The organism is Bacillus sp. 22475 (genome assembly GCF_052044835.1).
Taxonomy (GTDB): domain Bacteria; phylum Bacillota; class Bacilli; order Bacillales; family Bacillaceae_G; genus Bacillus_A; species Bacillus_A cereus.
In genome coordinates this window covers 66,549-90,309 of record NZ_JBQENW010000017.1, presented here as the reverse complement: position 1 = coordinate 90,309, position 23,761 = coordinate 66,549, and the positions used below count along the sequence as shown (strand labels likewise).

The window sequence follows — 23,761 nt, the reverse complement described above, 5'->3', positions numbered from 1 at the left end:
CTAACATTCACAAACCTTGCACTTGTCCATCCCCCACGGCTAACAGTTTAAATGTTGTTCAAACTACCCCATCAATAGTCTCGGTAAATTCTGCGATTCCACTAGATACCGTGGTAAATTCTAATGGTACGGCAATCTCATTCACACCACCAACAACTGTTTTACTTGAAGGTGGAAGAACCTATTTGGCAATCTATGAAGTGCAAGTTATCATTCAACCAGGAGGTAATTCGGCAGGTATCACTATGTATCTTAATAATAATCCAATCATTGGCTCTGGTACTTCTCTGGGATATACTGCAGGATTCACTTCTGTATCAGCACCCGCTATTTTCACTACACCTCCAGGTATAACAAGTACTCTTACTGTTAATGTAGGACCATATTCTAATACATTAAATACGTTGGGCTTAACTCTTGCTGTTGTAGCATTAACATAATAAAATGTAAAACTCTCTAAAATGATTTTCTTTGTCCTTTAACTGTTTTTTGGGGGCTAGCCTCTAGGAACTCAACATAACTACATATAGATAAAGAACATGATTTGGTTCGATAGTACTAGGTGACTCGGCTAGCACAATTGCTGAGTCACCTATTTATCTATAATAAAATAACGCTTTTGTTAAGATCCATGAATCCAATTCTTAGGTGAAAAACTTTTATAGAAGCATCTTTTTTGGACAAATTTACCGGATGAATTAACTGAAATTTCATGTTATTCTTAACGTGTTGAATATCCCAATACATTCAACAATGCTCTTGATTGCATACTTAGTATGCAGCCATCCATCCAGATACCTTAGCTAATACGTCCCCCTAATCGTCGTTATTGCTAAGGTATCTTTTAGATGCCCTGTGTGCAGGGCTTTTTTATTTCAGTGATGATGCTCTCTTTTCCCATCTAGTTATCAACGCTTTTAGTCCACTTTCTTAATAAAATTCAAATTTGATCTTAATATCCATTATCCTGGCGCTGGTGGTTCACTTCATTCTTTTTATAATAACCTTGTCCAATTTCTTCAAATGTGAATCCTAATTTCTTACCTAATCCTAAAAACGAGTACAATAATTCTTCATAAAGCTCAATATCTTGAGTTGCACGAAATTCCGATATACCTTCATATACATTGTTAAATTGATTGACTAACGTACTTGCCGTATAGACGTTTGTATTGTGTTCTAATAATTTCAGGCTATATTCATTAGGATTAAATCCGATGCCATTCCCTAGTGAAGCTATAAAATGAAATCCATCTACATACTCCATTAAAATAACTTCTTTTTCACTAGATCCTTTATTGGTCCAATGCTTAAAGCATCTTGTTTCATTTGCAAGTTCTCCAATTTCAACCTGTAAAGCAAGAATCATATTGTAAAATAAATTTTGCCCTTCCAATCCATGCTCCTTGATGATTCTTGTATCCAATACTTCTTGCATTCCGAATATTCTAGTTAAGTTCATTTTGATTTCCCCTTCCTATTTAGCAAACCCCTAATCCAATCGGACGATTTTCAATTAAATACTTATCAGCTTGATCTATTACAAGAAGCGCGACTTCCGCTTGATGTCTCCTTAACGCTTTTGCCATCTTCGGTAAACACATACCTTGACTCCACATTTCACGAAAACGTAATACATCTCTTTCATCCCAAATGAAGTTAGCTTCTTCTAAAGCGATGTATATTTTTAAACGTGATTCCTTCATCGCTTCATGATTTCTTGCTACACTCATAAGCGAACCTACTTTTTAAAAAATGATTATTTTATCTTTTCAGTAAACTTAGTATCCACACGATCAACTTTCCCGTTTACCCAAACCGCAACTTGCTCACCGAATCCGCTCATTGGTGGATTTACTGCTGTTACATTTCCGTCCTTTACTATTAAAAGTTTGTTGCTGCTAACATCAATTTCTATTTTTTTCATATGTCCCTCTCCCTTTTACTACGGCATGTACTCGACAACATCAGGTTTAAATCCACTTCCTAAATAAACCCTTACCGGAATTATTTCTTTTTTATCCCTTGCTGCCTTACACAATTCTTCAGCTGTATCCCAATTGAAAAACTTATCTACAGCTCTTTGAAATCTCCATATTGCCATTACATATTGTTCAAACATGTCATAACGATCATCTTGTTTAGTTGTGCGTGGTAATTCATCCGTACACTTTGCATTCGTTGGAACTTGGACGCGTACGTCAGCGTATGTAGTGCGTCCAGTTCCTCTCTTCACATTTGCCTTCATTACATCGAACTCACAAATTGCTGGCTCTACATCGAAAATGTTTAGTTGCTTAGGCATGTGCCATCCCACTCTTCTGAATAAGATCCAGTAATTCAATTGCCCCTTTCTTGCTTAAAAACATTCGGCCACCTAGCAACTCTATGTTGGTTTCAGAAACTTCACCCGTTACAAAGCATGACTTTTCATATTTTCTTAGAACAATGTTTTCACCCTCAACATGAAAATCTAGTTCCGTACCTTCGACAATCCCTAAAGTTCTGCGTAACTCTACTGGAATTACTACACGACCTAGCTCGTCCACTTTTCTTGCAACACCTGTGTTTTTCATACTTTACTCCCCTTTAGTATTTTTATATTTATTTAGAATCTCATCCAAACGTTTCTTATTATCCTCGAGATCCTCGTTTGAAACTTGCTGTGGTTGTTGCACTGGTTTAATTTCTTTCTGTTGATGTAACCAATCTGGTACAACTTCAGTTCGATTAGCATAACCTTTACCAGTACGTTTTTTGCTTTGTTGTTGTCTTCGAAATGATGCTTGTGCTACTTCTACATCTTGAATTGTTTTAAAACCTTGTTGATGCCAATCTTTTAAAATTCCTTTTGTATAAGACCAATTACGTTTATTGTTTTCTAAAGTAATTTTCATTGCTTCCACTACTAACGATTGATTAAGTTCATCTATCCATTGATTAATTTCTTCTCCCATGAATGGAGAGATATGTCCGAAATTTTTCATATAAAAATCGATTGCGAGATTTTCTACTACTAAAGGTCCTTCTTTTTCTTCTTTTTCTTCTTTTTTTATTTCTTTTTCTTGTTCTTCTTCTTGTCCCCCAATCGTGCCACGGTTCGTTAACGTATCGTTATACGAGTCGTGAATAAACGTTTCAATTAGCTTCTTTATGGACTTTTGCTCTATATGTTTGCAGATTGGAATCAACAAAGATATATTTTTCACTTCTTTTAATTCTTTCTTAATTAAATCTTCAACTGGTTTTCCAGCTTTTTTTAGGTTGTATTTTCCCCAATTAAAAATGACTAATTCTCTGGTTTCATTATCGTATTTTATTATCTTGTGATAGTCTTCGAAACGTTGCATCAAAGCCTTTATAGTTTCATGTGAATAACCTGTTTCAAAAGCCATTTGTTTTTTTGTTATTTGATACACACCAATTTGTTTAGTTTGTGGATTAGTTAATAAATATAAGAAAAAGTACTTATCTTCTGGTGTGAAATCTTCTTGCACTTTCACATCATTCCAAAATGAAGTGTGTACTTGTCTAAATATCGCCATCTTTTTACCTCCTAGTACAAATTGCAATATATGCTTGTCCGCTTTTGATAATTCGTTGAATTCTATAATGCGGATAACAAACACTGAAATATTGCTGTATCATATTTTTTAATTCAGCTTTGCTTTTTGCTAAGTCCCAAAACTTATTAGGTAATAGCACTTGATATTCGATTAAATCCATGTACTATTTCCCTACTTTCCGTGGTATACTTAGAACAACTTATTTTTTAGAAAAGGATCCATTGCAGTGGGTCTTTTTATTTTGTTCTACGTCACTCCAAGCCCATTGTTTTATTGGTTCATAAGTAATGTAAAGCAACCATGCACTACATGCGATAAACATTGCGAATATAACTAATGATGTTGTATCTTCCACTAAATCACCCCCTTTTGTGCCTCAAGCCAAGCTTCTAAATCCTTTTGCAGAAAAAGTAGTTTACGCCCTTCTCTTATTACTGGAAACCTAGGGTGATTTGCTAATTCATACATTCTACAAACCGCAATGTTGAGATAAGCTGCGGCTTCTTTCACTCGCATAACCTTATTTGGTTGTGATTGTTGTTGTAAGTCAGCTATTGCTGATCTGATTTCCTCTCTTACAATTTCACGAATAGATTCTTTAATAAATTGTTCTAAACCCATTTTCTTTCACTCCTTTTAAGTTAGTTTCATACAATGAAACTTATTGTTTAAAATTTTTTTCTTGTTCCTTAAATAATATAGTTGTTTCCTTTCCCAATACTTTAGATATATTAACTGCTACATCATAGTAAACCCTTAAATTCCAATTGATTATTTTATAGCAATATGACTTCGATATCCCTACCCTTTTAGCTAGTTCATGATATTTAAGTCCAGATTCTTCAAATGCTTTTTGAAGTTCTGTTTTAGGTGTATCGGTTTGCATCTGATCACTCCCTTCTGATGCTTACAAGTTCATTATATGTTTCATTGTATGAAACTTCAAGTGTTTTTTATAAAAAATTTCAGAATAGGAAACTTTTTTGTTCTTTACGTTTCTTGTCAGGAAACTTTATAATAAACTTAATAGGATTTAGGATTATCGAAAAGTCGTAATAAGGGGAGTTTTTTTATGGATATGAAAGATAGAATAAAACAAATTCGTTTAGAACATAAAATGAACCAAGAACAATTTGGTAAAGAAGTAGATCTTACTAAGGGTACCGTTTCAAAATTCGAAAATGGAAAAGCCTTCCCGAGTCGTGAGACAATAGAAAAAATAGCGAAAAGATTTGCAGTTCCTGTGAACTACTTATATGGAGAAAATAACGAAGCAAACAAGGATGATAATAAATACGAGAAATTTAAAGAAATTATGGCATGGCTAGAACCTCTCCCAAAAGATAAAGAAGATATGGCATTAGACCAGATGTTAGCTATCGCTCAAGCTCTGAATAAACATCATAAGAAAATGGAAAAATAGCCTCTCAAATTAGGATAGGCTATTTTTTTTAATCTCTGCAATATATTCCTCTAATTTTTCAGGAGCGAATTCCTTTACTGTATCTAAGAATAGCATTACAATTTCTTCTTTTGTCACTACTAGTTCCCCCTTGCATCCTGTTATTTATACGTGAACTTTCTAAAAGTGGAAAGTTTTTGTCGTTCCAGTCAAAATGTTTCCATTCCCTTTAAAGCAGAAATGACACTATCTATTAGATAGTGTCATTTCTTGTATTTATATAATTATCCGCCTCCGGGACCTGGATCAATCATGTATAGAATTGTTTTTTGTTCTTTAGCGCTTTGTACTTTATCTTTTTCTGTCACTTGAAAAGTTGTGATAGAAAAACAAGCTACAACTACAATAGATAACACTACTTTTACAAACTTATTTTTCAAGTGCTTCACCACCTTTTATGTATAGTTTAATTATAACATTTCAATGCTTCTTTTGGTAGAAACATATAGAAGAAATCACCTGATTTAGAAAAACTTTCAAGGGATAGTTCTAAGTATCTTTTCCCTTCTTTGCCTCCAACCGCGAGCCCCATATAATACAATTGAAAACTACTAAGATAACCGTTGTTACTTTTTAAGGTCTGTAAAATTCTAATTGCTTTTTCATTCTCACCTAACCTTACATATAAAAAGGCTCTCTCGGCTTCATCTAAATCATCAAAGTTAATAGTATGTAAATCTCTCTTATGGTATATTCTTAAAAACAAAAATGTATTAAGTACTTTTTCTCTCCTTAATTCTAGTTTCTTATTAGGTGGATCACCAATAACTTTTAGTGAATTTTCCATGTACTCTTTAGCTTTCTGATAATTGGAGAAAACATAACTTTCTCCAATTTTACAATACGCTACCGCCTTAGTACTGACATAACAATTTGTCTCGTCGTTTATTATATCAAAACATTTTTGACGAGATTCTCTTAACTTATTTTCATGAAGATTCACAAAAATCTCCATTTCTTTTATTCTTAACAAAAATGAATCTCTTAAAGAGCGACATTTAATTTTTATAATATCAGGTAATAATTGTTGAATATATTCATTCACCATCTTGTAATTACCTAAATCAAAAAAAGAATATATTGTGTTTAGCATCAACATTATTACAAGTTCATTATCAATATATTTTTGATTTTTTCTCATTTTATCAACTTTCTCAAAGAACACCTTAGGTGTAATCGTATTTTCACTTCTTTCTCGCAATGTTTGGTATAAAGGAACCAAGTTTAAGTTTATTCGTACTGTTTTCGAAATACCTTTTTTCATTTCTTTTTCAGTCTCGGTTTGTTTGCTCTTAAATTTATTTATCTGTTGCATAATCATATCTTGAAGTTCATATTCTCCAAACATATCTAACACTTCTAATGCTAATTTTAAATTTTTGTGTGAAAGTGTTGGTATGCACTCTTTGATGCAGTTTCTTCTAAACTTAATATCTTTAGGCTTATATAACCTAAGTGCATCCACAAAGTGCATAAAATCAAATTTACCCTTTTTATTAAAATAACTATTTACAGTTGTGTGTGTTACTTTAAAACGTATCGCTAATTTCCTATTTGTATAACCGGATAATTTTAGACTTTCTTGCATATCGTTAAAATCCAATAAAACTTGCACAATCTTTGTCCTCCTTATGGACAAAAGACACGTCATCCCTAGTTTTTACATTTACAGAGAAACGTGTCATTATATCTAAGTTGTGTGTTATACTAATGTACGAAGACTTATGACAGTTGTTTTCCCTACTGTGGTTAGGGAGACGGTGTAGGGGTGTTGCAGCACTACTTACACAGTCATGGGTCTTTTTTATGTCCATTTTTTAGTTATTTTCATAATATCACAAAAATTAGGAATTTTATTTATTTGCTAATCTGAAAATTATTGAGAAAGTTTAATAATTAATATAACAAAGTATTCTTTTATATTGGATAATAATAATATTTCTTCCACTCATTAAACTTAATATAATATATATAATGGTTAGCTAGTATTTTAACAACCACATCACATGTACTATTGCAGCTATTTATCAAACGCTTTTAATTTTATTTCCATGAATACAGCAAAAAAAGAGGCCCTATGGCTCTTTTTTTATTCCTTAATAATAATCTAAATATGGTAAAATATACCCATCGCTGATATGTCCAAACATGTAATTTTCATAGCAGCAAAATTACAACTAGACTTATACAACATGATTCAAAACAAAATGAAGGAGTGTTTTAAGTGAAAGGACATATTCGAAAAAGAGGAAATAAATATTGCATCGTTATTGATATCGGTCCTGATCCAGAGACAGGAAAAAGAAGACAGAAGTGGTTTTCTGGATATAAGACAAAAAAAGAAGCACAGGCCGATGTAGCAAAGAAGATTACAGAGTTGAATGAAGGAACTTTTATAGAGCCATCTAAAGTTACGTTAAAAGATTATCTAAATCATTGGCTAGAAATTAAAAGTATGAGTATAGAAAAGAGTACCTTTGCTGGCTATAGGGCATTTATCAACCAACATGTTATACCTAGTATAGGAATGGTCGCGCTTCATAAATTAAATGTTATGCACATTCAAAAATGCTATAAGACTGCGCTAGATAAAGGGATTGCAAGCAATTCTATTCTGCTTATGCATAGAATTTTAAAGAGCGCTTTAAACCTAGCCGTAAAACAAAATATTATGTCTCGAAATCCAGCAGATTTTGCTGAGATACCTAAAAAAGAAAAAACCCCTATCCAGACTTGGACAGAGGAAGAAGTAAAAAAATTTTTAGCTCATTCACAAGAATCACGATATCACATTGGGTATCTACTTGCAATAACTACAGGTATGCGTCTAGGAGAAGTTCTAGGGTTACGATGGCAGGACATTGATTTTGAAAAACATACCGTTACAATAAATCAAACATCTGGTCATGACAATAAAATCAAAAAAACTGCAAAAACAAATTCGTCAAAACGCACAATTCCTGTACCTAATGAAACAATAGCCGCCTTAAAAAAACATAAAATTTTAATTAATAAAGAGAAATTAAGGTTTGGTTCTGCTTATCTAGATCAAGATTTAATAAATTGTAATGAGTTTGGAAGAATCATAAAAAGAGCACCTTTCAGAAAAGGTTTCATTAGGGCGACACACAAAGTAGGTATAAAAGAAATTAAATTCCATGATTTAAGACATACACATGCAACTATACTATTTAAACAAGGAGTTAACCCTAAAATCATCAGTGAGAGATTAGGTCATACAGATATTTCAATGACATTAAGTATCTATTCTCATGTTTTACCGAATATGCAAGAAGAAGCCGTTAAAAACTTTGGTAAAAGCATCTTTGGATAACGTATGTTTGCAAAATGTTTGCAATTCATAAAAACAGGTCAAACAAACGTTGTTATATCAAGGTTTGTTTAACCTATCATCTTATATTCTTGATAAAATCTCCGAATCCCTATTGAAATATTTAATAATGGAGCGTTCTCACCACCGCGGGTTATGCATTCGAATCGATATACATAGGAGAAAAAATCTTGTGTTTTTTCATCTTTTATCGGCCCAGACATCGCCTCACAAATATTTTGTGATCTAAGAGGGGAAAAATAGATTTCTTCTTCATTTGTATTTTCTAAATATATAGGACGCTCACAAAAAATATGTGAGATTAAAGCGGGCACCCACTTAGAATACGTTTCATTATCATGTAGTACTGGCAAATTAGAAATCAAATCGGATTGCCATTCATATTTTGGTGGTTCTACTAATCTATTTGGTTTCCAATCATGAATAATCTCATACCAACTTTGAAAAATATAATCGAGCTGCTCTTGTCTAATAGGTTCTTTCGATACAATCCATGGTGTATTTTCATTTAATACGTACGGGTTATGCTGAATAAACAATATATCCGAAAACATATCATACAATCTTTCATTCAAACGTTTCAACTTACTCGTTAATAAAAATGTCTTATAATGTATCTCTACGATGTCCAGCCATTCAATAGGAAAGTATATAAATGATACCTTTTCATTTAAAAGGGGTTCTACTATATTTTCAAATGTTAGCAACCTTAATTTTTTCATAAAATGATTCCTTCCTTTCTTCAGTTGTCTTGATTATCAAAAAGCTAGAACAATAGTTACTTAATCTAATCCATTTAAACCAAGTATTTAAAAGAAACGTAAAAACTGTTTATCTACATAAATTATTATCAAACCGACTCTTTTAAAAATTCAAAGTAATTATCATGTATAACACCTCTATTGTATTTGTATTTCAATACATTCGAATTATACATTACACCTAATACATTGTACTTATCATTTACAATAACTTTACAAAAAAACCAAAAAAGAACACCTTAATTCGGTGCCCTTTTTACAAATATCAACCTTTATGTAATTGAACATATAGATAACAGTAATCCCCCAAATGAAATTGCTCCTAGTAAACCTACTACAACTCCTGTTAAACAAATACAATCAGCAAGACAAATAGAAGACTGCGATAATGGAACAAATGACCTACTTGTACTCGAACCATATTGTTTTATTTTCTCATAATTCACATCTAACATTAGATGTAAACATGTTACACCATCCTCAATAGTATGTACAGATTCTTTTTCTAATCGCTCCAATAATTTACTATCAAAAGCAACTGATAGAGGATACTGCTTATCTAATTTCATATTTTGATAAATTAGTTGCAAACGAGATAATATATTGTTTTTCTTCTTTTCAGATGTTACTGTACATTTCATTTTATTAAATTCATTTAATAACAGTGTCAATTCATCTCTTTTTCCGTATAAATCTTTAGCTATTTTTCTCTTTAGTTTATACGAATGGATAATAGATTTTAGTTCAATCATATTCATACACTTCCTAATTACATATTATTTACCCAATTATTTTATAGATAAACAGTACTTTTTAATCTTATTTAAATTACACTCAAGCATCTTCACTTACTATCGATTAACATTACATTAACCTTACAAAGTTGTAATAAATTCATTAGCTAGAAGAAATCAATCCCTAAACCAGACAGATATTTGATGATAAAACCATAAGAAAAAAGCAATGATTAGATTTTAAATCTAGTCATTGCTTTATCAATCACCTCTTGATTACATCTATATATCTTATTGTTACTCTTTCACTTGAATGATTGAATATATCCATTAATAATGGCTATATTTTTTGTCGGCACGTACATATATAAAACTAATGTTTTTTAATTGATAAAGTGAAACTTTAATCAGCTCTCACCAATCGGGCTTTTATGGGCAGTCCGCCACCTAACTTCTCTTTGCTCTCGCTGAATTTTTTGGGGGATGTTACTGCCCGCAACTAGCAAGATAGATGTTATCAATATTCATACGTTACAATAGTACCGGTAGTATCAGTAAAACCATCAAAACAGTTAGAGCAACCACCACAGCCGCCACAACCGCCACAGCCTCCGCAACCAAAACAACCGAAGCAACCAATACAACGGAAGCCACCACAACGGAAGCCACCACAACGGAAGCCGCCACAACGACCACAACCGCCACAGCGACGAGCAGCATCTTCAATATAGTAATATGGATATTGGTTTTGCTGGTCCCAATAGACAATATTTCCAGACCGGTAATCATTAAGGCTTAACGCTTGTAGTTCTTGTTGAAACTGATTCATTTTCATAACCTCCGTTTATAAAATACAACCTCATCGATACTTCCCTATATTCCTGTTCGTTACATCTAAGTAGAAATAGCGCTATAAACTAAGTTCAATACGTACACCAACAAAGTATGACTTATCACTAGATGATGCACCTTGTTCATATACCTATTTTTACTATGGGCTCATTTTTATAAAGTGAAACTTTAATCAGTGGGGTTTTGTTCATCCCCTACCTAACTTCTTTGCTTCCGCTGAATTTTGAGGTGGGGGGCTTACTGCCCGGCAAATAGCGGGATAAATAAAAATTAAAAAATATGAATTCTAGCGTCATATCTTCATACTTACTAAGTTCAATTAATTTCTCAATAATTATGATGCCATATCCTATATATTTCCATCTGCTACTTAGATTTTTCTGTACTGTAAATGGCTTTCGCTATAACACCTCCAAGTGACCGGTTTCTATGACGGATAAGAAATTCCAACAAAAAAAGCCCTAATTAGGGCTTTTCATTCTATTTCTCCAGCAAAACTCTCTATGAAATTCCTAATAGAAAAAAGACACACTTAGATTGATGCGTCTTTTTGTGATGCCTCTTTTGTGAAATCATATAAAGCAATTGCGCCTAAAAGAACAAGTATACCTTGAGGAACATCTAGCAAAATAGTTTTCCAAATTTCTGGAATTACCCATTTAATATCTGCTGCTGTTTCAAGATATGTTTGGAAATAGCTGATTGTAAAATTAATTATCCCTAAAAATACAAACAACGATAAACCAAATCGAATTAATTTCTTATTTGTAAACATATAACACCTCTCAAAATTCATTGGATATTCCTGCTTTTGCTTCTTTATATTTCCATATCTCTATATCTGATTTTAACACATAAAGATCTCAAAAAAATACGATATGCATATTTGCATATCGTATTAACAACACTCCATGATAATTTAGAAATTCCTGCAAAGAAAAAACAACTCCGTTACAGCTAACAGCTCGGGTTTCTTTTCTTATTTAACTTCATACCACCAACATTTACGTTCTTTGATTGTAAAATAAATGTGACAGAAGTTTATCCAGTTAATGCGTAGACAAGTAAATGAGCTAAATTATCGATATTCTATTTCGCCATATCCATAGCACTAATGACTTTACGCAAATTTGACAAGAAAAAATATATAGATAGGTATGATCCATACCTATCTATAACATTACTTCTATTCTTTATCCAATTACGTCTTTTACGTCTGTATCCACTGGCCACTTTTCTAATGTATAAGCCATTTCCCAAAATGAATATTCATATTGACTGCTAATAATAAAATGCTGTTTCATACGTTTGCGGTCTGCCTCTGTTACTTTTTCAGCGATAGTATCTAAACGTGTAATTTGTTCTTCAACTAGCGTACGGAACCAATCAGATCCATAAGCAGAAATCCATTCGTTATAAATTGGCTCTTCCGGCTGGCACTCTTTTAAGCGTTCGCCAATTTCATAATACAACCAATAGCAAGGTAAAATTGCTGCAATGATATCTCCTAAATGCCCTTCATACGCAGCACGATACATATGTGAAGTATACGCATATGCAGTTGGCGCAGGAATAAAATTATCTTTTTCTTCTTTCGTTATCCCTAGTTTTTTAGCAAAATTCTCATGTAAAGATAACTCGGCCTCATATGTATTTTGAGCATGATGTGCCATACGAGCTGTCGTCTCTAATTCAAGAGCTTTTGCAGCTCCTAAAGTTTGTACTCTAGCAAAATGACTCAAATAATATGAATCTTGAAGCACATAATAGCGAAAACTAGCTAAATCTAATGTTCCTTCACCAAGTTTTTTTACAAAAGGATGGTTAAAACTCGCTTCCCAAATTGAATCTACTTCTTTACGTAATGATTGTGAAAAAGTCATTTAAATCCCTCCAATAATGTATAAAATATAAGTATTTATCCACAATTATTAAAGCTGTAAAATAAAAAAACTTTCTTTACAGGCGTAAAGAAAGTGAAATTGACAGTATTTATTTACTCATTAAATAGCAACGTCTTTCCCACTTCCCTACGCTGGCATTAACCAGATCAGGTACTAAGAGTCTCAAAATCACATTTGATCTCAGCCTATAAAAGGCCCCCCTAGTGGATAAATATTTTGTTTTTATAATGTATTCATCATAGCATACTTCGTGAAACTGTCAAAAGAATTCGTTATATAATTCCCTTAAAACCCTTCTTCTTTTCTAACTTTTAATGATGTTTCAATAATCATATCTAATAGTTTGCTATAACTAATTCCCGCTGCTTCTGCACTTTTGGGCAATAGGCTTGATTGTGTCATCCCTGGTAATGTATTAATTTCCATTACATATGGAATTCCGTCCTTCACCATCATATCAACTCTTGCATAAACACTACATTTTAATGCTTTATAACAAGCCAGTGAAGCTTTATTTACACGTTCATTAATTTCTGCTGGAAGTTCGATAACTTCCTCAACTGTACTAGTATCATCATATTTTGCATTGTAATCAAAGAACTCGGCTGCATGTCGAATTGAAACTATAGGTAACTGTTTTCCATCCAGAATAGAACATGTAATTTCATCACCTTTTATATACTTCTCAATTACTACTTCAGAATCCCATTCGAATACAGTTTCTAGCATTGAGATCAATTCATTTTTATTGTAAACGATTTTCACCCCGACACTCGATCCGCCAGAGTTTGGTTTTACCACTAATGGAAATCCTAACTTATCTAACCTATCAAGATTTAGATCCTCCATTTTTGTAAGTTCAATCCAATCTGGTGTTTCTACACCTTCATAACGTAAAATCTTTTTCGAAATATTTTTATCCATACATATACTACTAGATAACATATTACTTCCGCTATAAGGAATCCCTAAACTCTCCAGTGTTCCTTGAACTGTCCCATCTTCTCCGTATTTTCCGTGTAATGCGAGCAATGCAAAGTCAATGTCTTTCGCTTTTTCAATTAAATCCATTTTTTCATTTAATGTAATTGGGACTATTTCATACTTATTTTTATCTAAATGAGCAATCATTTCATTCCCGGTCATAATTGAAACTTGTTTTTCAGACGATACCCCGCCCATAATAACACCGATTTTCATTTTCTCAACTCCAATTTTCATTTTTTAATGTATCACCAATTATTTTAATTCCCCGAACTATTTCTTCTTCTTTCAAGCGCGAAAACCCTAATCGGAAAGTGTTCGCTCCTTCTCCATCAGAGTAAAAAACATCTCCAGGTGAAAACGTAACGCCTTTCTCATAACACTTTTGTAAAAGTGTGCGGGCGTTCATATGCTCTTCTAGCTCTATAAATAAATGCAGTCCACCATCTCCAGTCATTCTTTTGAAAGGAATGTACTGGTTACATGCCCCGACAGCTAACTCATATTTTTTCTTATAAACAGATCTTGCCTTTTTTAAATATCTTTCAAAATATCCCTCATGTAAATATTGAAACAGAACAGCTTGATCTAGCGTAGATGTGTGAATCGTTCTTGCTCTTTTTACGCTTTCTAAATAATGAATCAGCTCTTTATCTGCAATAATCCACCCTACACGTAAACCAGGGAAAAGTACCTTTGAAAAGCTACTAATATAAATCACATTATTGCCAGCACCAGCAAAAGTTAATAATGGAGCTAAATGTGAACCTGAATAACGTAATTCTTCATTAAATCCGTCCTCTATAATAGGAACGTTGTATTTTGAGAATAACCTCATCAATTCCGTTCTTTTCTCTGAACTCGTAACAATACCGGTTGGATTATGATAAGAAGGAATTAAATAAGCAAAATCAAAATCTTTTTCACGCAAACTTTTTTCAACTTCATTCGTATCAATACCATCCTCATGCATATCAATCCCATGAACTTCAAGTCCATGTAAACGGAAAAGCTTAAGTGCAGCATGGTGAGTTGGATTCTCACAAATGACACGACCGGATTTTTTTGATAAAGAAGAGAGTACAATATCCAATCCTTCTGTAAATCCATTTGTAATTAGAATATCTTTATTCGAAATGTCTACACCTTTCATTTCCATGTAATGAAGTAAATAATTCATTAACGGTCTATATCCCTTTGCATATCCGTAGTTCAATACGATGTCCCCTTCAATGGACATACGAGTAAGAAAAGCTCTTTTGAAATTTTCAACATCAAATAGCTTCTCATCCGGGGCTATACTATTAAAAACAATCATTCCCTTTTCCCAACGAACACCATGTTTCATTAAATCTAATTCGTCCGCTAATGCGGTCACTGTATTAAGTTTATTTTTCCAATCTATTTCAACAGACGAAGTGTTAGATATATCCACCTTCGCAACAAAGTTCCCTTTTCCTTTAACTGCATAAATGAGTCCTTCTTGCTCTAAATCTGCATAAGCAGCGAGTACAGTGTTTCTACTCACACTTAGTAATTCACTTAGTTCCCTTGTTGATGGGATTTTTTGATCCCCGAGCAAATGCCCTTTCATAATCATCTTTTTCAAATAGTCTTTTAATTGAATATAAACGGGACGATCTTTAACAACTTTAAAATCCTTAAACAATTCCTTACCCCCTGCAATCATTTTTGCATATTTATTTCATTCTCAAAAGGTCCACGACATATGTATTTTTTATAAAGGGCGGTACGGTCTTACAAATCTTTTCGATATAAGTTAATTACATCTTTTAAAGCTGCAGCTGCTGCGCCTCGTGGATTAGAAGCCCCGCCAATTGTAGTAACTAGCCCCATCGTATCTGTAAAGAACGTAATTCCTTTTTCGGTCCCATTTACTTTTGCTAACGGATGATCTTTTTCTATTTCGCACGGTTCAACATTTAAATTCACATTGCCACCCTCATCCTTATATATTGATGCTATTAATTTGATAATTTTATGTTGTCTCTTAGCATTTTGTATTTGCTGTTTTGTAACGTGCTCGATTCCTTTTATATGTATATCAGTAAGTGTTTTCTCTGTTTCCATTAAGCTGTTTGTCAAAAGTAACAATTTACACGCACTATCTGAACCACTTATATCTAATATAGGGTTTGTCTCAGCAATTCCTTTATTTTGTGCTTCTTTCAGTGCTTCTTCAAATGTCATATCTTCCTCATACATTTTCGTAAGAATATAATTAGTTGTTCCATTTAATATTCCTTCTATTTTTTCAATACTGCAACCGGCTAAACTAAATTGTCCGATATCTAGTGTCGGTAGTGCAGCGGCTGTTGCACCGCTATATCGAATTCGTATATTTGCGCCTTTTGCTGCTTCATTTATTTCTCTCCAGTTTGTAACGAGCGCACCTTTAGAAATTGCTACTATATCCATCTGTTTTTCAATCGCTTGTTTCATATATTGTTTCCCTGGATTTCCATCTTTAAGATTTGTAACTGTTGATTCTACCAATACAGTACCACTTATGCTAGTTGTTGCACGTTCCTTCGGATGATACTCTAAATATTTTTCAATTGCAGCGGTACCGCCACCATACATCAATAAATGATGAAGAGATAAGCCTTCTTCATTATATATTGCAATATTTCTCCCTAATACGCCACTTACAACTAATTGAATCCCATATGTTTCATATATATATGAATATTTTTCATTTAATAATTTTATAAACTCTCTGCCTACTGTTCCGTATCCTGATAATACAACTTGAATTTTCATAATATCCCCCCATATTTTTCTACCAAATCCCTCTTTCAATATAATATAAAGCGCTCTCGAATTCCATCGAGAGCGCTTTATTATTACCTATTTCGGTAAACGTGATAGCTTTTCAGCAATTGTTCTATAAAACTCTTGAATGCTAGAAAAACCTAACGAGTCTGAAACACTTAACCCTACCATGTCGAGATGGTCCCAATTCGCTTTCGTTTCGATATGATTCCATTTTCCAACCTGTAATGACTCATTATTATTTACAGCAACATTAGAAGATGGTGCAATCATGGAATTTGTATTTACTACACCATCATTTTGCCACCAAGAAGTATCAACTAACGGACGGTTTTCTTCATATCTCGCATAAGAACCTAAGAAAAATGCATTCCCCATCAACACTTTATTCATCGTTATATGAGGTAAATGTAAACCTGTTATAGGTGCTGCTTGTGATGCATGTCCACTATAGGATAAGTAATACACATCCGGTTGTGTCTTTACCCAATTATTTAACTCCTTTGCACCATCTGTACTTAAATCCCATTGACTTATATCTTTTGTATTATTCCAAAGTGAACTATTTAGAATACGATTACTATATTGGAAAAAGGACTCTCCAGCATTCTTCTTTATACCCCATTGATCCAATTTGAAATCATATAACGATAAATTATTGTTTCCTCCGAAGCTTGCAGCTGTAATGAGTAAATCTTTAACGAACGGCAGTAGAAGACTACCATCCGCAAGTGTTGTACCGTTGTGAGGGGTTGCTAATGTTGTAACACTATGAACATATGATTTTCCGCCTTCAAATAGTGGTGATATTTTGGTGTCTGGGTGATTTTTCACATAATTCTTTTCTTCAAAACTACCTTCTTTTAATAGCTGTACTAATGTTCTAATCGTTTGTCCACCCATGCTATGTCCAACTAAATGAACTTTATTTGTTTCACTCCAATTCGGCGCAAAACCACTATAAGTTCTGCCAAAACGATTATGTCCATGTTTCTCAGCATGTACTGCACCATAGTCTACTGTCCCACCGCTAATTTGTGCATACAATTCACATGCACGATCCCAGTTACTAGAAACAGGTCCAACAGCTGCGGTATGTACCGTATAACCATTTCGTTTCAAATCTTCCTGTATATCATGAACACCACCCCAATATTTTACGCCAAGCATTTCTTCTCTCCCCCATCCAGCAAATCCATTCACCAATATGATTGGATAATTATTTTGTTGCCTCTCTTCAGCGTATGATATTTTCGCTACGAATGAACATACGGTCACTAATGCAAAAAAACATATTTTTAAAAATAACTTCCCCATACTTTCTCCCCCCCTAATAAAACGTTTACATTTTTCTTTTTAACAAATTAACAGAATAATTTAACAACTTAAACATAATGTAAAGTATTTTATATACTTTGTATATATAGAAAACATATACAAATGTTGATAAATATTAATTCAAGTAAATATTTGCTTTTTACAATATAACTTGTAAATCTATTTATTTAGATTTATAATTAAATATAGTTTCCTCATGTTAAAAAGATTTAAAAACCATAAGAAAACTAATCTCATTGCTTGAAAAGGAGGAAAAAGCATGCAAATCGGATCGAATATTCATACATTATCTCAACCTACTAAAATAACTCCATCTACTCTTGAGCATAATACTATCTCTTCTACTAAACTTGAAAGTAAGAAAATAAATGATCCTATCAAGTTTGATATTCGTTCATCTGAAAAAGAAATGAAACAGCCTGAGCATAAATTTAATGAATTAGATTTATGGAAGATGTTAAAGGATAAAGGTGTTCCCTTATGGATCATCCTTGAAATGCTACAAAAGGCTCGTAAAGAAAAAGAAGCCCAAAATAATTCAGTTCAAAATTCAAATGGGATTGAGGAAACAAACGAGACTCGATTAAATGAAGTAATGTAAAGCATAATAATTAATTTGTCTATAAACTAAAAAGAGTTCGAAGCTGATGAAATTTTTATCAACTTCGAACTCTTTTTTAAGGTTTTTCGCCAATCGTTACAAACTGAAAAGATACTTCTCCTTCCAAACCTTTAATTAACTTTTTTACTTTGACATTTTCATTAATCAATGTATTATCTGTTGACATTTTAGGGTTTTCGTCACCTAGAGATTTTTTCAAATGAAGAAGATGCATTTTCATTTCATTTGCCTTTATTTCTTTATACACACTATTTTTTGCTACAATCACATACCATTCCGTTGAATATTTACGATTGTTACCTATCCAAGCATCACTATCGTATGTAACAGGAATCTCTTCCTCTCCTATTTTAATACTTTTCATAGTCTTGTCGTCTTCATTTGTAAATAATAGCGATCCTTCTTTTGGGAATTTCGGTAACGTATCTATAATATAATTGGAGCCATTATCTCGTTTACGAAAAATTTTGTCTTTAATCAATGCTCGTGCTGTAGATTCATTTAAAATTAATACCTGCCCGTTTCCATAAGTACCTGTTTTCACAGAAAACACTTCATTGGCTTTCGTAATTTCCTGATAACGATTAATAATTGGTGAAATATTATTTTCATCCCCAATAATTAATACACCATTTGCAGGAAATAGATTCTCCTTTTTAGAACATGCACTAAAACTTATTAATAGTAGTATCGTTAACATAAAAATAGTTAAAGTTCTTTTCATCTCGTTTCCTTTCATTATACAGTTCATTTTTCCACATACTTTAGTGTAGTCTTACAAGCTAATAAATTCTATTGCTCCATAACCTTATAAAGCTTTTGCAGATAACGCCAACGGGTTATAAAGAAATATAAAACTTGTATACATATAAATGAAATTAAAATAACGATAGAGCTATTTATGATAGAAAAATCGACTAATTGCTGTAATGCTATATAAGCGACTACAGTATGAATCACTGCAACGACAATTGGTAAAAAGAACATTAATAATAACTGCCTCGTTACAATTTTTTTCAACTCACCTTTACTTAATCCCATTTTCGAAATCATTTTATATTGCTGTTGATCGCGATCTAAATCTGTATATAATCGGAAATAAATAAAACTAGCGGCGAATGTAAAGAAGACGATTCCGACTAAAATACTTACCATAAGTAATAAACCATTCTTTTGCTTTGCTTCCAACAAGTTTAATGGTAAAGCTTCAAAGTAGAAATCTCTGTCCCTAAGATCTTTATCAAATATACTCTTTAATTGATTGGAAATCTCTTTCGTTTTTATCCAATCATCTACAACAAATCCGTAAGTACGATATGGAGTTTCTTTATTAACCGGGTCACTAGTAAGAGGTATTCCATCATATACCTGATCTTGAACAGCGATATAAATAGTTCTAGAATCATGTGGTAAAACTAAATTTTCTACAGCTTTTTTCACATGAAATGTCTTTGTCCAGTCACCTTGAATGACTTCTATATTCTTTTTATACTCGCCATTTTTAAATTCTTGTTTTTGTGATACGACTCCAGGAATTAATAAAATTTCATCTTCTTTTTCAATTGCTTCTTGTTGATAGCCTAGTGCTTTAGCAAGATCGTTGTATTCACTTAACTTCATTACATTTACGCCATTTTCTGTGTATATATATGAAGATGAAGCCATTCGATACGGAATATTAGCATCAGAAAGGTGCTTTTTTATAATAGAAAGATTTTTATTCAATACTTTGTCATTTTCAAAACTTCCATACAAAAATGTATACGGATTTGTCATCCTTACCAAATCCCTATTTCCAATTGCGGCTGTTGTACCAATTGCTGTAAATGCAACTGCTGAAACAATAGATACTATAAAAAACATCGTTGCATTATCTTTCATACGGTAAATTAATTCAGAAAATGTTAATATATTTGTTCTCTTTAAAAAGAAAGATTCTCTCCCTTTAGCAAGGTGCAATATATAAACGCTACACTGTGTATATAAAAAGTACGTTCCTATAATTACTAGGAGCACACCTATTCCAAGCGTAATAAAATTGGTACTTGGTATGAAGCGAAATACCGAAAAATATCCATACCCTATACTAATTAAAGAAAGTATCGATAATAAAACTGAAGATTTCGGTTCAGGTTTTGGCTTTTCCTCTGCTCGAATAAGTTCCACAAGTTCCGTTACTTTTATCATTTTAAATGTAAATAATGAAACAATTAAAAACAAGAAAAGAAATGTGATAACTGTTAATAATACAGCCCGCACTGGTATATAAAAAGGTAAACCATTATTAATCATTAATACACTTGCACTTATCAATAAGACTAGTTTAGAAAATATAAGTCCAATGAAAATCCCTATACAAATTGAACCAAGTCCAATCAACATATTTTCAATTAATAATAATTTCTTAAGCTGTCTCATTGACATACCTTGCATCATTAAAACGCCAAATTCTTTCTTACGCGTTTTTAAAAACGAACTAACTGAATATAAAATGAAGAAAAATGAAAATACAAAAATCAATCCTTGCGAAACTGAAAATCCCAATGTACCAAATGCACTTATTGTTGCACTTGTCGATTTCAACTCACCTTGTAAATCAGGATGAAATAATAAAAGAGCATACGTAAAGAAAATCATAATAGAAAATGCACTACTTAAAAAATGGGCAGCATATGTACGCTTATTGCGAAAAATATTATTAAATGCGAACTGACGAAAAGTCATGCCTTTTCCCTCCTAACAAAGAAAGGACATCCATAATCTTTTGATAAAAAGTTTGCCTACTTTCACCACAATAAATTTCGTTATATAGTTGACCATCTTTAATAAAGATTACTCGGCTGCAAAAGCTCGCTGCATACGGATCATGTGTAACTAACATCATCGTTGCTTTTTCTTCTTTATTTAGAGTATCCAGCATCTCCATTACATCATTTGAAGATTTAGAGTCCAAGTTCCCTGTTGGTTCATCTGCAAGTAATAATTGCGGCTTATGAACGATCGCACGAGCGATTGCTGTTCTTTGAGCTTGTCCCCCTGATATTTCAAACGTTCTTTTATTCAAGATATCTGTAATATTTAACTTCTCTGCAATCTCTTCCAATCGCTTGTTCATTTCTTGCACGGAAACACCATCTAAAGTCATCGGCAATACGATGTTTTCTTTTACAGTAAGTGTGCTAAGAAGATTAAATGATTGAAATACAAATCCTAATTGTTTTCTGCGGAATAACGCTAATTCTTCTGATGATAATTGAAAAGGATTTGTGCCATTAATAAATATTTCTCCCGATGATGGAGAATCAATAGTAGATACCATATTTAATAACGTTGTTTTCCCACTACCTGACGGGCCCATAATTCCTACAAATTCACCTTCTTGAATTGATAAATCAATATCTACTAATGCTTTATAAGGTACTTTCCCTTTATATACTTTACTAATACTATTTGCCTGCAAAATTTCCATTTATATTCTCCCTTCATTTCCACTGCTCACTATAGAGTGTAAATGAATTGTCTTACAGCTCATATTGATTCACCTTTCATTTATCTTACACGCTTGTAAGATTTCTAAAAGAACTGATAACAAACCTATTTTCAAATCTATAAACAAAGCATATCTATCTTATAATATTTGCATATTGGTTAGAATTACAATGCTATTTTCTAATCTTTATTTTATTAATAAGAAAAGACCGATTTTTTTATCGGTCTTTTTTACTTTCAAATATTATATTTTAACTATTGTATGTAGTTGAAGCATATTTGAGTTACCCATTAAATACTATTTCACTTTATAATAACCTCTGCAAAAAAATGAGTGCTTCGGTTTCATTGCAATCAAAAACGAATTGTAAATATCTGAGGCGGAAATGAATGCGTTTATCCAACATATAAATAATAAAATTGATTTAATATTTCCTGATACAAAGAACGATATCATGGCAGGAACTACTGATAATACAATAATAGGCAAGCTCATAAAGACCCAAAATCTCGTTTTGGATAAGGCTGCATTTGTATTTAACCAAAAAAATCTTTTACTAAATGTTAAGCTAATATCCCCTTTTTTACTTATTACTAAAATGTGTAGACATTCGTGAATGATGAAGACTAAGATACCTATTATGATAAGATAAAATATATTAATATAAGTGAAACCTGTTTCAAAAAAATAAGGTATTATAAAAATGATTATCTGAAGTAAATATACAAACTTCATATAATGTTTTCGGTACCAATTATTCTGTATAAAAGGAGTCCATTCTGAAAAATCCATACTTATTTGTGGCAAGTGACGAAACCAAATTATAATATGTGTTCCCCTCCCTCATTTAAACTAATTCCTGGCTTAAAGATTTAATCTACTAGCACTCAACCGTAAGTTTTATATGTAGCTCTTTAATAGACTTACCAGCAATTTTTGTTGACTAAGACTAAATGCTTCTTTATACCGCCCACTTTTCTTTTCCCTTCCATTTTTCAAGTAATTCATCTGTAGAATGATTTGAGTAAGAAATTTGTATTATCATTGATACACAAATTAGACAAAATATTCCAATACCCTTTTTCATGAATGATTTTTCAACTGATTATCCCCTGTACAGCTTGATTTCCCTATTTTGTTGAAAAGCAATTCCATCAAGAAGTCATTACAATTGTACCTTTCATATGTTAATCAGTGGGGTTTTACTGCCCGGTAATGCGGGATAAAATGAATATAAAAAAGCTTAGAGTTTTAGCTCTAAGCTTTTTTATGATTTCGTTTTAATTCCTTTTACAGAGAAATATTTTTTATCCATTCAGATTTACTCAATACATAATGATTATATATTTGATCTTCTATCTTCTGTTCACTCAAATAAGTAAACCTGCATTTTTTAATAACTTTATTTGATGGTACATTGTTAATTAAAGCAATTGCGTTAAGGACATTTAAATTTGTTTCTTTAAACAAAAAGTCAATTAAACCTTTAGTCGCTTTTGTGGCATAGCCATGATTTTGATGTTCATTTGAGATAGCATACATTATCTCTCTATTTGGTGAAGGGAGTTCTTCTTTCATACCTGTGCAGCACCATCCAATGAGTTCATTTGTAGCTTTCTTAAATATTCCTAGCTTTAACATATGATTATCTATGTTATTCGTAGTTTTCACTGCCTCAAGAAATGCTTTGTTTGCTGGTATTTCATAATTTGCAATCCAATCCACCCTTTGTTCTTTCGTCGATTTCCAGTCTGGTAAAAACTTTTCTATTTCCGGTTGATTTGCTATTTTATAAATACTCTCTGCATCTTTGACCATAAACTCTTGCAAGTATATATCTCCACAATCTATTCTAAATAACTTAGTCAAACTCTCTTCTCCCATATTAATCCCCCTTACT

At 32.4% G+C, this 23,761-nt stretch carries 31 protein-coding genes, 1 pseudogene and 1 riboswitch; of the genes and pseudogenes, 4 read left to right on the top strand and 28 right to left on the bottom strand.

Translation table 11 applies throughout. The annotated features are described in order from the left end of the window. A partial coding sequence (locus ACTJJY_RS22555; protein WP_440606596.1) for a hypothetical protein occupies positions 1 to 440 on the top strand: 440 nt, incomplete at its 5' end. A gap of 512 nt (positions 441 to 952) precedes the next feature. Here the strand turns inward: ACTJJY_RS22555 and ACTJJY_RS22550 are convergent. The 10 genes from ACTJJY_RS22550 to ACTJJY_RS22505 are packed head-to-tail and all read right to left on the bottom strand — an operon-like array spanning position 953 to position 4,452. Next, the gene (locus ACTJJY_RS22550) at positions 953 to 1,462 is read right to left on the bottom strand and encodes a dUTP diphosphatase (protein ID WP_440606595.1); all 510 of its coding nucleotides are present in this window, start codon (positions 1,460 to 1,462) and stop codon (positions 953 to 955) included. A 19-nt stretch (positions 1,463 to 1,481) separates the two neighbouring features. Next, positions 1,482 to 1,733, bottom strand: coding sequence for a helix-turn-helix domain containing protein (locus tag ACTJJY_RS22545; RefSeq protein ID WP_440606594.1), 252 nt, complete (start codon positions 1,731 to 1,733; stop codon positions 1,482 to 1,484). Between the two features lie 26 nt (positions 1,734 to 1,759). Continuing rightward, positions 1,760 to 1,927 carry a DUF3954 domain-containing protein gene (locus tag ACTJJY_RS22540; protein ID WP_000717826.1) on the bottom strand — a complete coding sequence of 56 codons (168 nt, stop codon included), beginning with the start codon at positions 1,925 to 1,927 and terminating at the stop codon, positions 1,760 to 1,762. Between the two features lie 18 nt (positions 1,928 to 1,945). Continuing rightward, positions 1,946 to 2,305 carry a cell division protein SepF gene (locus ACTJJY_RS22535; protein WP_440606593.1) on the bottom strand — a complete coding sequence of 120 codons (360 nt, stop codon included), beginning with the start codon at positions 2,303 to 2,305 and terminating at the stop codon, positions 1,946 to 1,948. Continuing rightward, complete coding sequence (locus tag ACTJJY_RS22530) at positions 2,298 to 2,576, bottom strand: AbrB/MazE/SpoVT family DNA-binding domain-containing protein (RefSeq protein ID WP_440606592.1); 279 nt, start codon at positions 2,574 to 2,576, stop codon at positions 2,298 to 2,300. The genes ACTJJY_RS22535 and ACTJJY_RS22530 overlap by 8 nt, the downstream gene beginning before the upstream one ends. A 3-nt stretch (positions 2,577 to 2,579) precedes the next feature. Further along, positions 2,580 to 3,545: a DnaD domain-containing protein gene (locus tag ACTJJY_RS22525; RefSeq protein WP_440606591.1), complete on the bottom strand. Its 966-nt coding sequence runs from the start codon at positions 3,543 to 3,545 to the stop codon at positions 2,580 to 2,582. A 4-nt stretch (positions 3,546 to 3,549) separates the two neighbouring features. Continuing rightward, positions 3,550 to 3,726, bottom strand: a complete 177-nt coding sequence (locus ACTJJY_RS22520) for a hypothetical protein (protein WP_440606590.1) — start codon at positions 3,724 to 3,726, stop codon at positions 3,550 to 3,552. 39 nt (positions 3,727 to 3,765) lie between these two features. After that, positions 3,766 to 3,921 (bottom strand): hypothetical protein, encoded by a 156-nt coding sequence (locus tag ACTJJY_RS22515; RefSeq protein ID WP_440606589.1) that lies wholly within the window; start codon positions 3,919 to 3,921, stop codon positions 3,766 to 3,768. Next, on the bottom strand, positions 3,921 to 4,187 hold the full coding sequence (locus ACTJJY_RS22510) for a helix-turn-helix domain-containing protein (RefSeq protein ID WP_440606588.1): 267 nt from the start codon (positions 4,185 to 4,187) through the stop codon (positions 3,921 to 3,923). Before ACTJJY_RS22510 ends, ACTJJY_RS22515 begins: the two co-directional genes overlap by 1 nt. 40 nt (positions 4,188 to 4,227) lie before the next feature. Beyond that, positions 4,228 to 4,452 (bottom strand): helix-turn-helix domain-containing protein, encoded by a 225-nt coding sequence (locus tag ACTJJY_RS22505; RefSeq protein ID WP_001192731.1) that lies wholly within the window; start codon positions 4,450 to 4,452, stop codon positions 4,228 to 4,230. 186 nt (positions 4,453 to 4,638) lie between these two features. Here ACTJJY_RS22505 and ACTJJY_RS22500 point away from each other — a divergent pair, with 186 nt between their 5' ends. Next, positions 4,639 to 4,989, top strand: coding sequence for a helix-turn-helix transcriptional regulator (locus tag ACTJJY_RS22500; protein WP_000367267.1), 351 nt, complete (start codon positions 4,639 to 4,641; stop codon positions 4,987 to 4,989). A 263-nt stretch (positions 4,990 to 5,252) separates the two neighbouring features. Here ACTJJY_RS22500 and ACTJJY_RS22495 read toward each other — a convergent pair whose 3' ends face one another. Both ACTJJY_RS22495 and ACTJJY_RS22490 read right to left on the bottom strand, forming a co-directional pair. Further along, positions 5,253 to 5,408, bottom strand: coding sequence for a hypothetical protein (locus ACTJJY_RS22495; protein WP_000790840.1), 156 nt, complete (start codon positions 5,406 to 5,408; stop codon positions 5,253 to 5,255). 26 nt (positions 5,409 to 5,434) lie between these two features. Then, the gene (locus tag ACTJJY_RS22490; RefSeq protein WP_440606587.1) at positions 5,435 to 6,643 is read right to left on the bottom strand and encodes an AimR family lysis-lysogeny pheromone receptor; all 1,209 of its coding nucleotides are present in this window, start codon (positions 6,641 to 6,643) and stop codon (positions 5,435 to 5,437) included. A gap of 609 nt (positions 6,644 to 7,252) precedes the next feature. Between ACTJJY_RS22490 and ACTJJY_RS22485 the strand changes: the two genes are divergently transcribed. Then, a complete protein-coding gene (locus ACTJJY_RS22485) occupies positions 7,253 to 8,362 on the top strand; it encodes a tyrosine-type recombinase/integrase (protein WP_098680132.1) in 1,110 nt (369 codons plus the stop codon). Between the two features lie 68 nt (positions 8,363 to 8,430). Here the strand turns inward: ACTJJY_RS22485 and ACTJJY_RS22480 are convergent, their stop codons facing one another. From ACTJJY_RS22480 to ACTJJY_RS22435, 10 genes and pseudogenes are all read right to left on the bottom strand, one after another. Next, positions 8,431 to 9,102, bottom strand: a complete 672-nt coding sequence (locus ACTJJY_RS22480; RefSeq protein WP_000736204.1) for a pPIWI_RE module domain-containing protein — start codon at positions 9,100 to 9,102, stop codon at positions 8,431 to 8,433. 311 nt (positions 9,103 to 9,413) lie between these two features. Further along, positions 9,414 to 9,899, bottom strand: coding sequence for a homoserine dehydrogenase (locus tag ACTJJY_RS22475; protein WP_440606586.1), 486 nt, complete (start codon positions 9,897 to 9,899; stop codon positions 9,414 to 9,416). A 209-nt stretch (positions 9,900 to 10,108) separates the two neighbouring features. Beyond that, positions 10,109 to 10,258: pseudogene (locus tag ACTJJY_RS22470) on the bottom strand (site-specific integrase); the annotation flags it as partial. 134 nt (positions 10,259 to 10,392) lie between these two features. Beyond that, positions 10,393 to 10,704 carry a heterocycloanthracin/sonorensin family bacteriocin gene (locus ACTJJY_RS22465; protein WP_259383413.1) on the bottom strand — a complete coding sequence of 104 codons (312 nt, stop codon included), beginning with the start codon at positions 10,702 to 10,704 and terminating at the stop codon, positions 10,393 to 10,395. Between the two features lie 555 nt (positions 10,705 to 11,259). After that, on the bottom strand, positions 11,260 to 11,523 hold the full coding sequence (locus tag ACTJJY_RS22460) for a DUF3937 domain-containing protein (RefSeq protein ID WP_002082716.1): 264 nt from the start codon (positions 11,521 to 11,523) through the stop codon (positions 11,260 to 11,262). Between the two features lie 397 nt (positions 11,524 to 11,920). Further along, entirely contained in the window at positions 11,921 to 12,610 is a 690-nt protein-coding gene (gene tenA, locus ACTJJY_RS22455) for a thiaminase II (RefSeq protein WP_000144509.1), read from the bottom strand. A 127-nt stretch (positions 12,611 to 12,737) separates the two neighbouring features. Then, positions 12,738 to 12,843, bottom strand: a riboswitch (TPP riboswitch). Positions 12,844 to 12,916: 73 nt separating this feature from the next. Beyond that, complete coding sequence (locus ACTJJY_RS22450) at positions 12,917 to 13,831, bottom strand: D-alanine--D-alanine ligase (protein ID WP_440606600.1); 915 nt, start codon at positions 13,829 to 13,831, stop codon at positions 12,917 to 12,919. Between the two features lie 4 nt (positions 13,832 to 13,835). Beyond that, a complete protein-coding gene (gene pdxR / locus ACTJJY_RS22445; RefSeq protein WP_440606585.1) occupies positions 13,836 to 15,284 on the bottom strand; it encodes a MocR-like pyridoxine biosynthesis transcription factor PdxR in 1,449 nt (482 codons plus the stop codon). A gap of 89 nt (positions 15,285 to 15,373) precedes the next feature. Continuing rightward, positions 15,374 to 16,399 carry a homoserine dehydrogenase gene (locus tag ACTJJY_RS22440; RefSeq protein WP_440606584.1) on the bottom strand — a complete coding sequence of 342 codons (1,026 nt, stop codon included), beginning with the start codon at positions 16,397 to 16,399 and terminating at the stop codon, positions 15,374 to 15,376. Between the two features lie 87 nt (positions 16,400 to 16,486). Next, complete coding sequence (locus ACTJJY_RS22435; protein WP_440606583.1) at positions 16,487 to 17,728, bottom strand: esterase/lipase family protein; 1,242 nt, start codon at positions 17,726 to 17,728, stop codon at positions 16,487 to 16,489. A 280-nt stretch (positions 17,729 to 18,008) separates the two neighbouring features. Here ACTJJY_RS22435 and ACTJJY_RS22430 point away from each other — a divergent pair, with 280 nt between their 5' ends. Next, positions 18,009 to 18,350, top strand: a complete 342-nt coding sequence (locus ACTJJY_RS22430) for a DUF3914 domain-containing protein (RefSeq protein ID WP_001165516.1) — start codon at positions 18,009 to 18,011, stop codon at positions 18,348 to 18,350. 76 nt (positions 18,351 to 18,426) lie between these two features. Here ACTJJY_RS22430 and ACTJJY_RS22425 read toward each other — a convergent pair whose 3' ends face one another. The 6 genes from ACTJJY_RS22425 to ACTJJY_RS22400 all read right to left on the bottom strand — a co-directional run bounded on the left by ACTJJY_RS22425 (position 18,427) and on the right by ACTJJY_RS22400 (position 23,745). Further along, on the bottom strand, positions 18,427 to 19,095 hold the full coding sequence (locus tag ACTJJY_RS22425; protein WP_440606582.1) for a lipoprotein BA_5634 family protein: 669 nt from the start codon (positions 19,093 to 19,095) through the stop codon (positions 18,427 to 18,429). Between the two features lie 68 nt (positions 19,096 to 19,163). Then, positions 19,164 to 21,095 carry an ABC transporter permease gene (locus ACTJJY_RS22420; protein WP_440606581.1) on the bottom strand — a complete coding sequence of 644 codons (1,932 nt, stop codon included), beginning with the start codon at positions 21,093 to 21,095 and terminating at the stop codon, positions 19,164 to 19,166. After that, on the bottom strand, positions 21,070 to 21,840 hold the full coding sequence (locus tag ACTJJY_RS22415; RefSeq protein WP_440606580.1) for an ABC transporter ATP-binding protein: 771 nt from the start codon (positions 21,838 to 21,840) through the stop codon (positions 21,070 to 21,072). The genes ACTJJY_RS22420 and ACTJJY_RS22415 overlap by 26 nt, the downstream gene beginning before the upstream one ends. Positions 21,841 to 22,158: 318 nt before the next feature. Continuing rightward, the gene (locus tag ACTJJY_RS22410) at positions 22,159 to 22,653 is read right to left on the bottom strand and encodes a DUF3267 domain-containing protein (protein WP_440606599.1); all 495 of its coding nucleotides are present in this window, start codon (positions 22,651 to 22,653) and stop codon (positions 22,159 to 22,161) included. A gap of 169 nt (positions 22,654 to 22,822) precedes the next feature. Further along, positions 22,823 to 22,948, bottom strand: coding sequence for a hypothetical protein (locus ACTJJY_RS22405; RefSeq protein WP_440606579.1), 126 nt, complete (start codon positions 22,946 to 22,948; stop codon positions 22,823 to 22,825). Between the two features lie 203 nt (positions 22,949 to 23,151). Further along, a complete protein-coding gene (locus ACTJJY_RS22400) occupies positions 23,152 to 23,745 on the bottom strand; it encodes a GNAT family N-acetyltransferase (protein WP_440606578.1) in 594 nt (197 codons plus the stop codon). Positions 23,746 to 23,761: the final 16 nt, after the last annotated feature.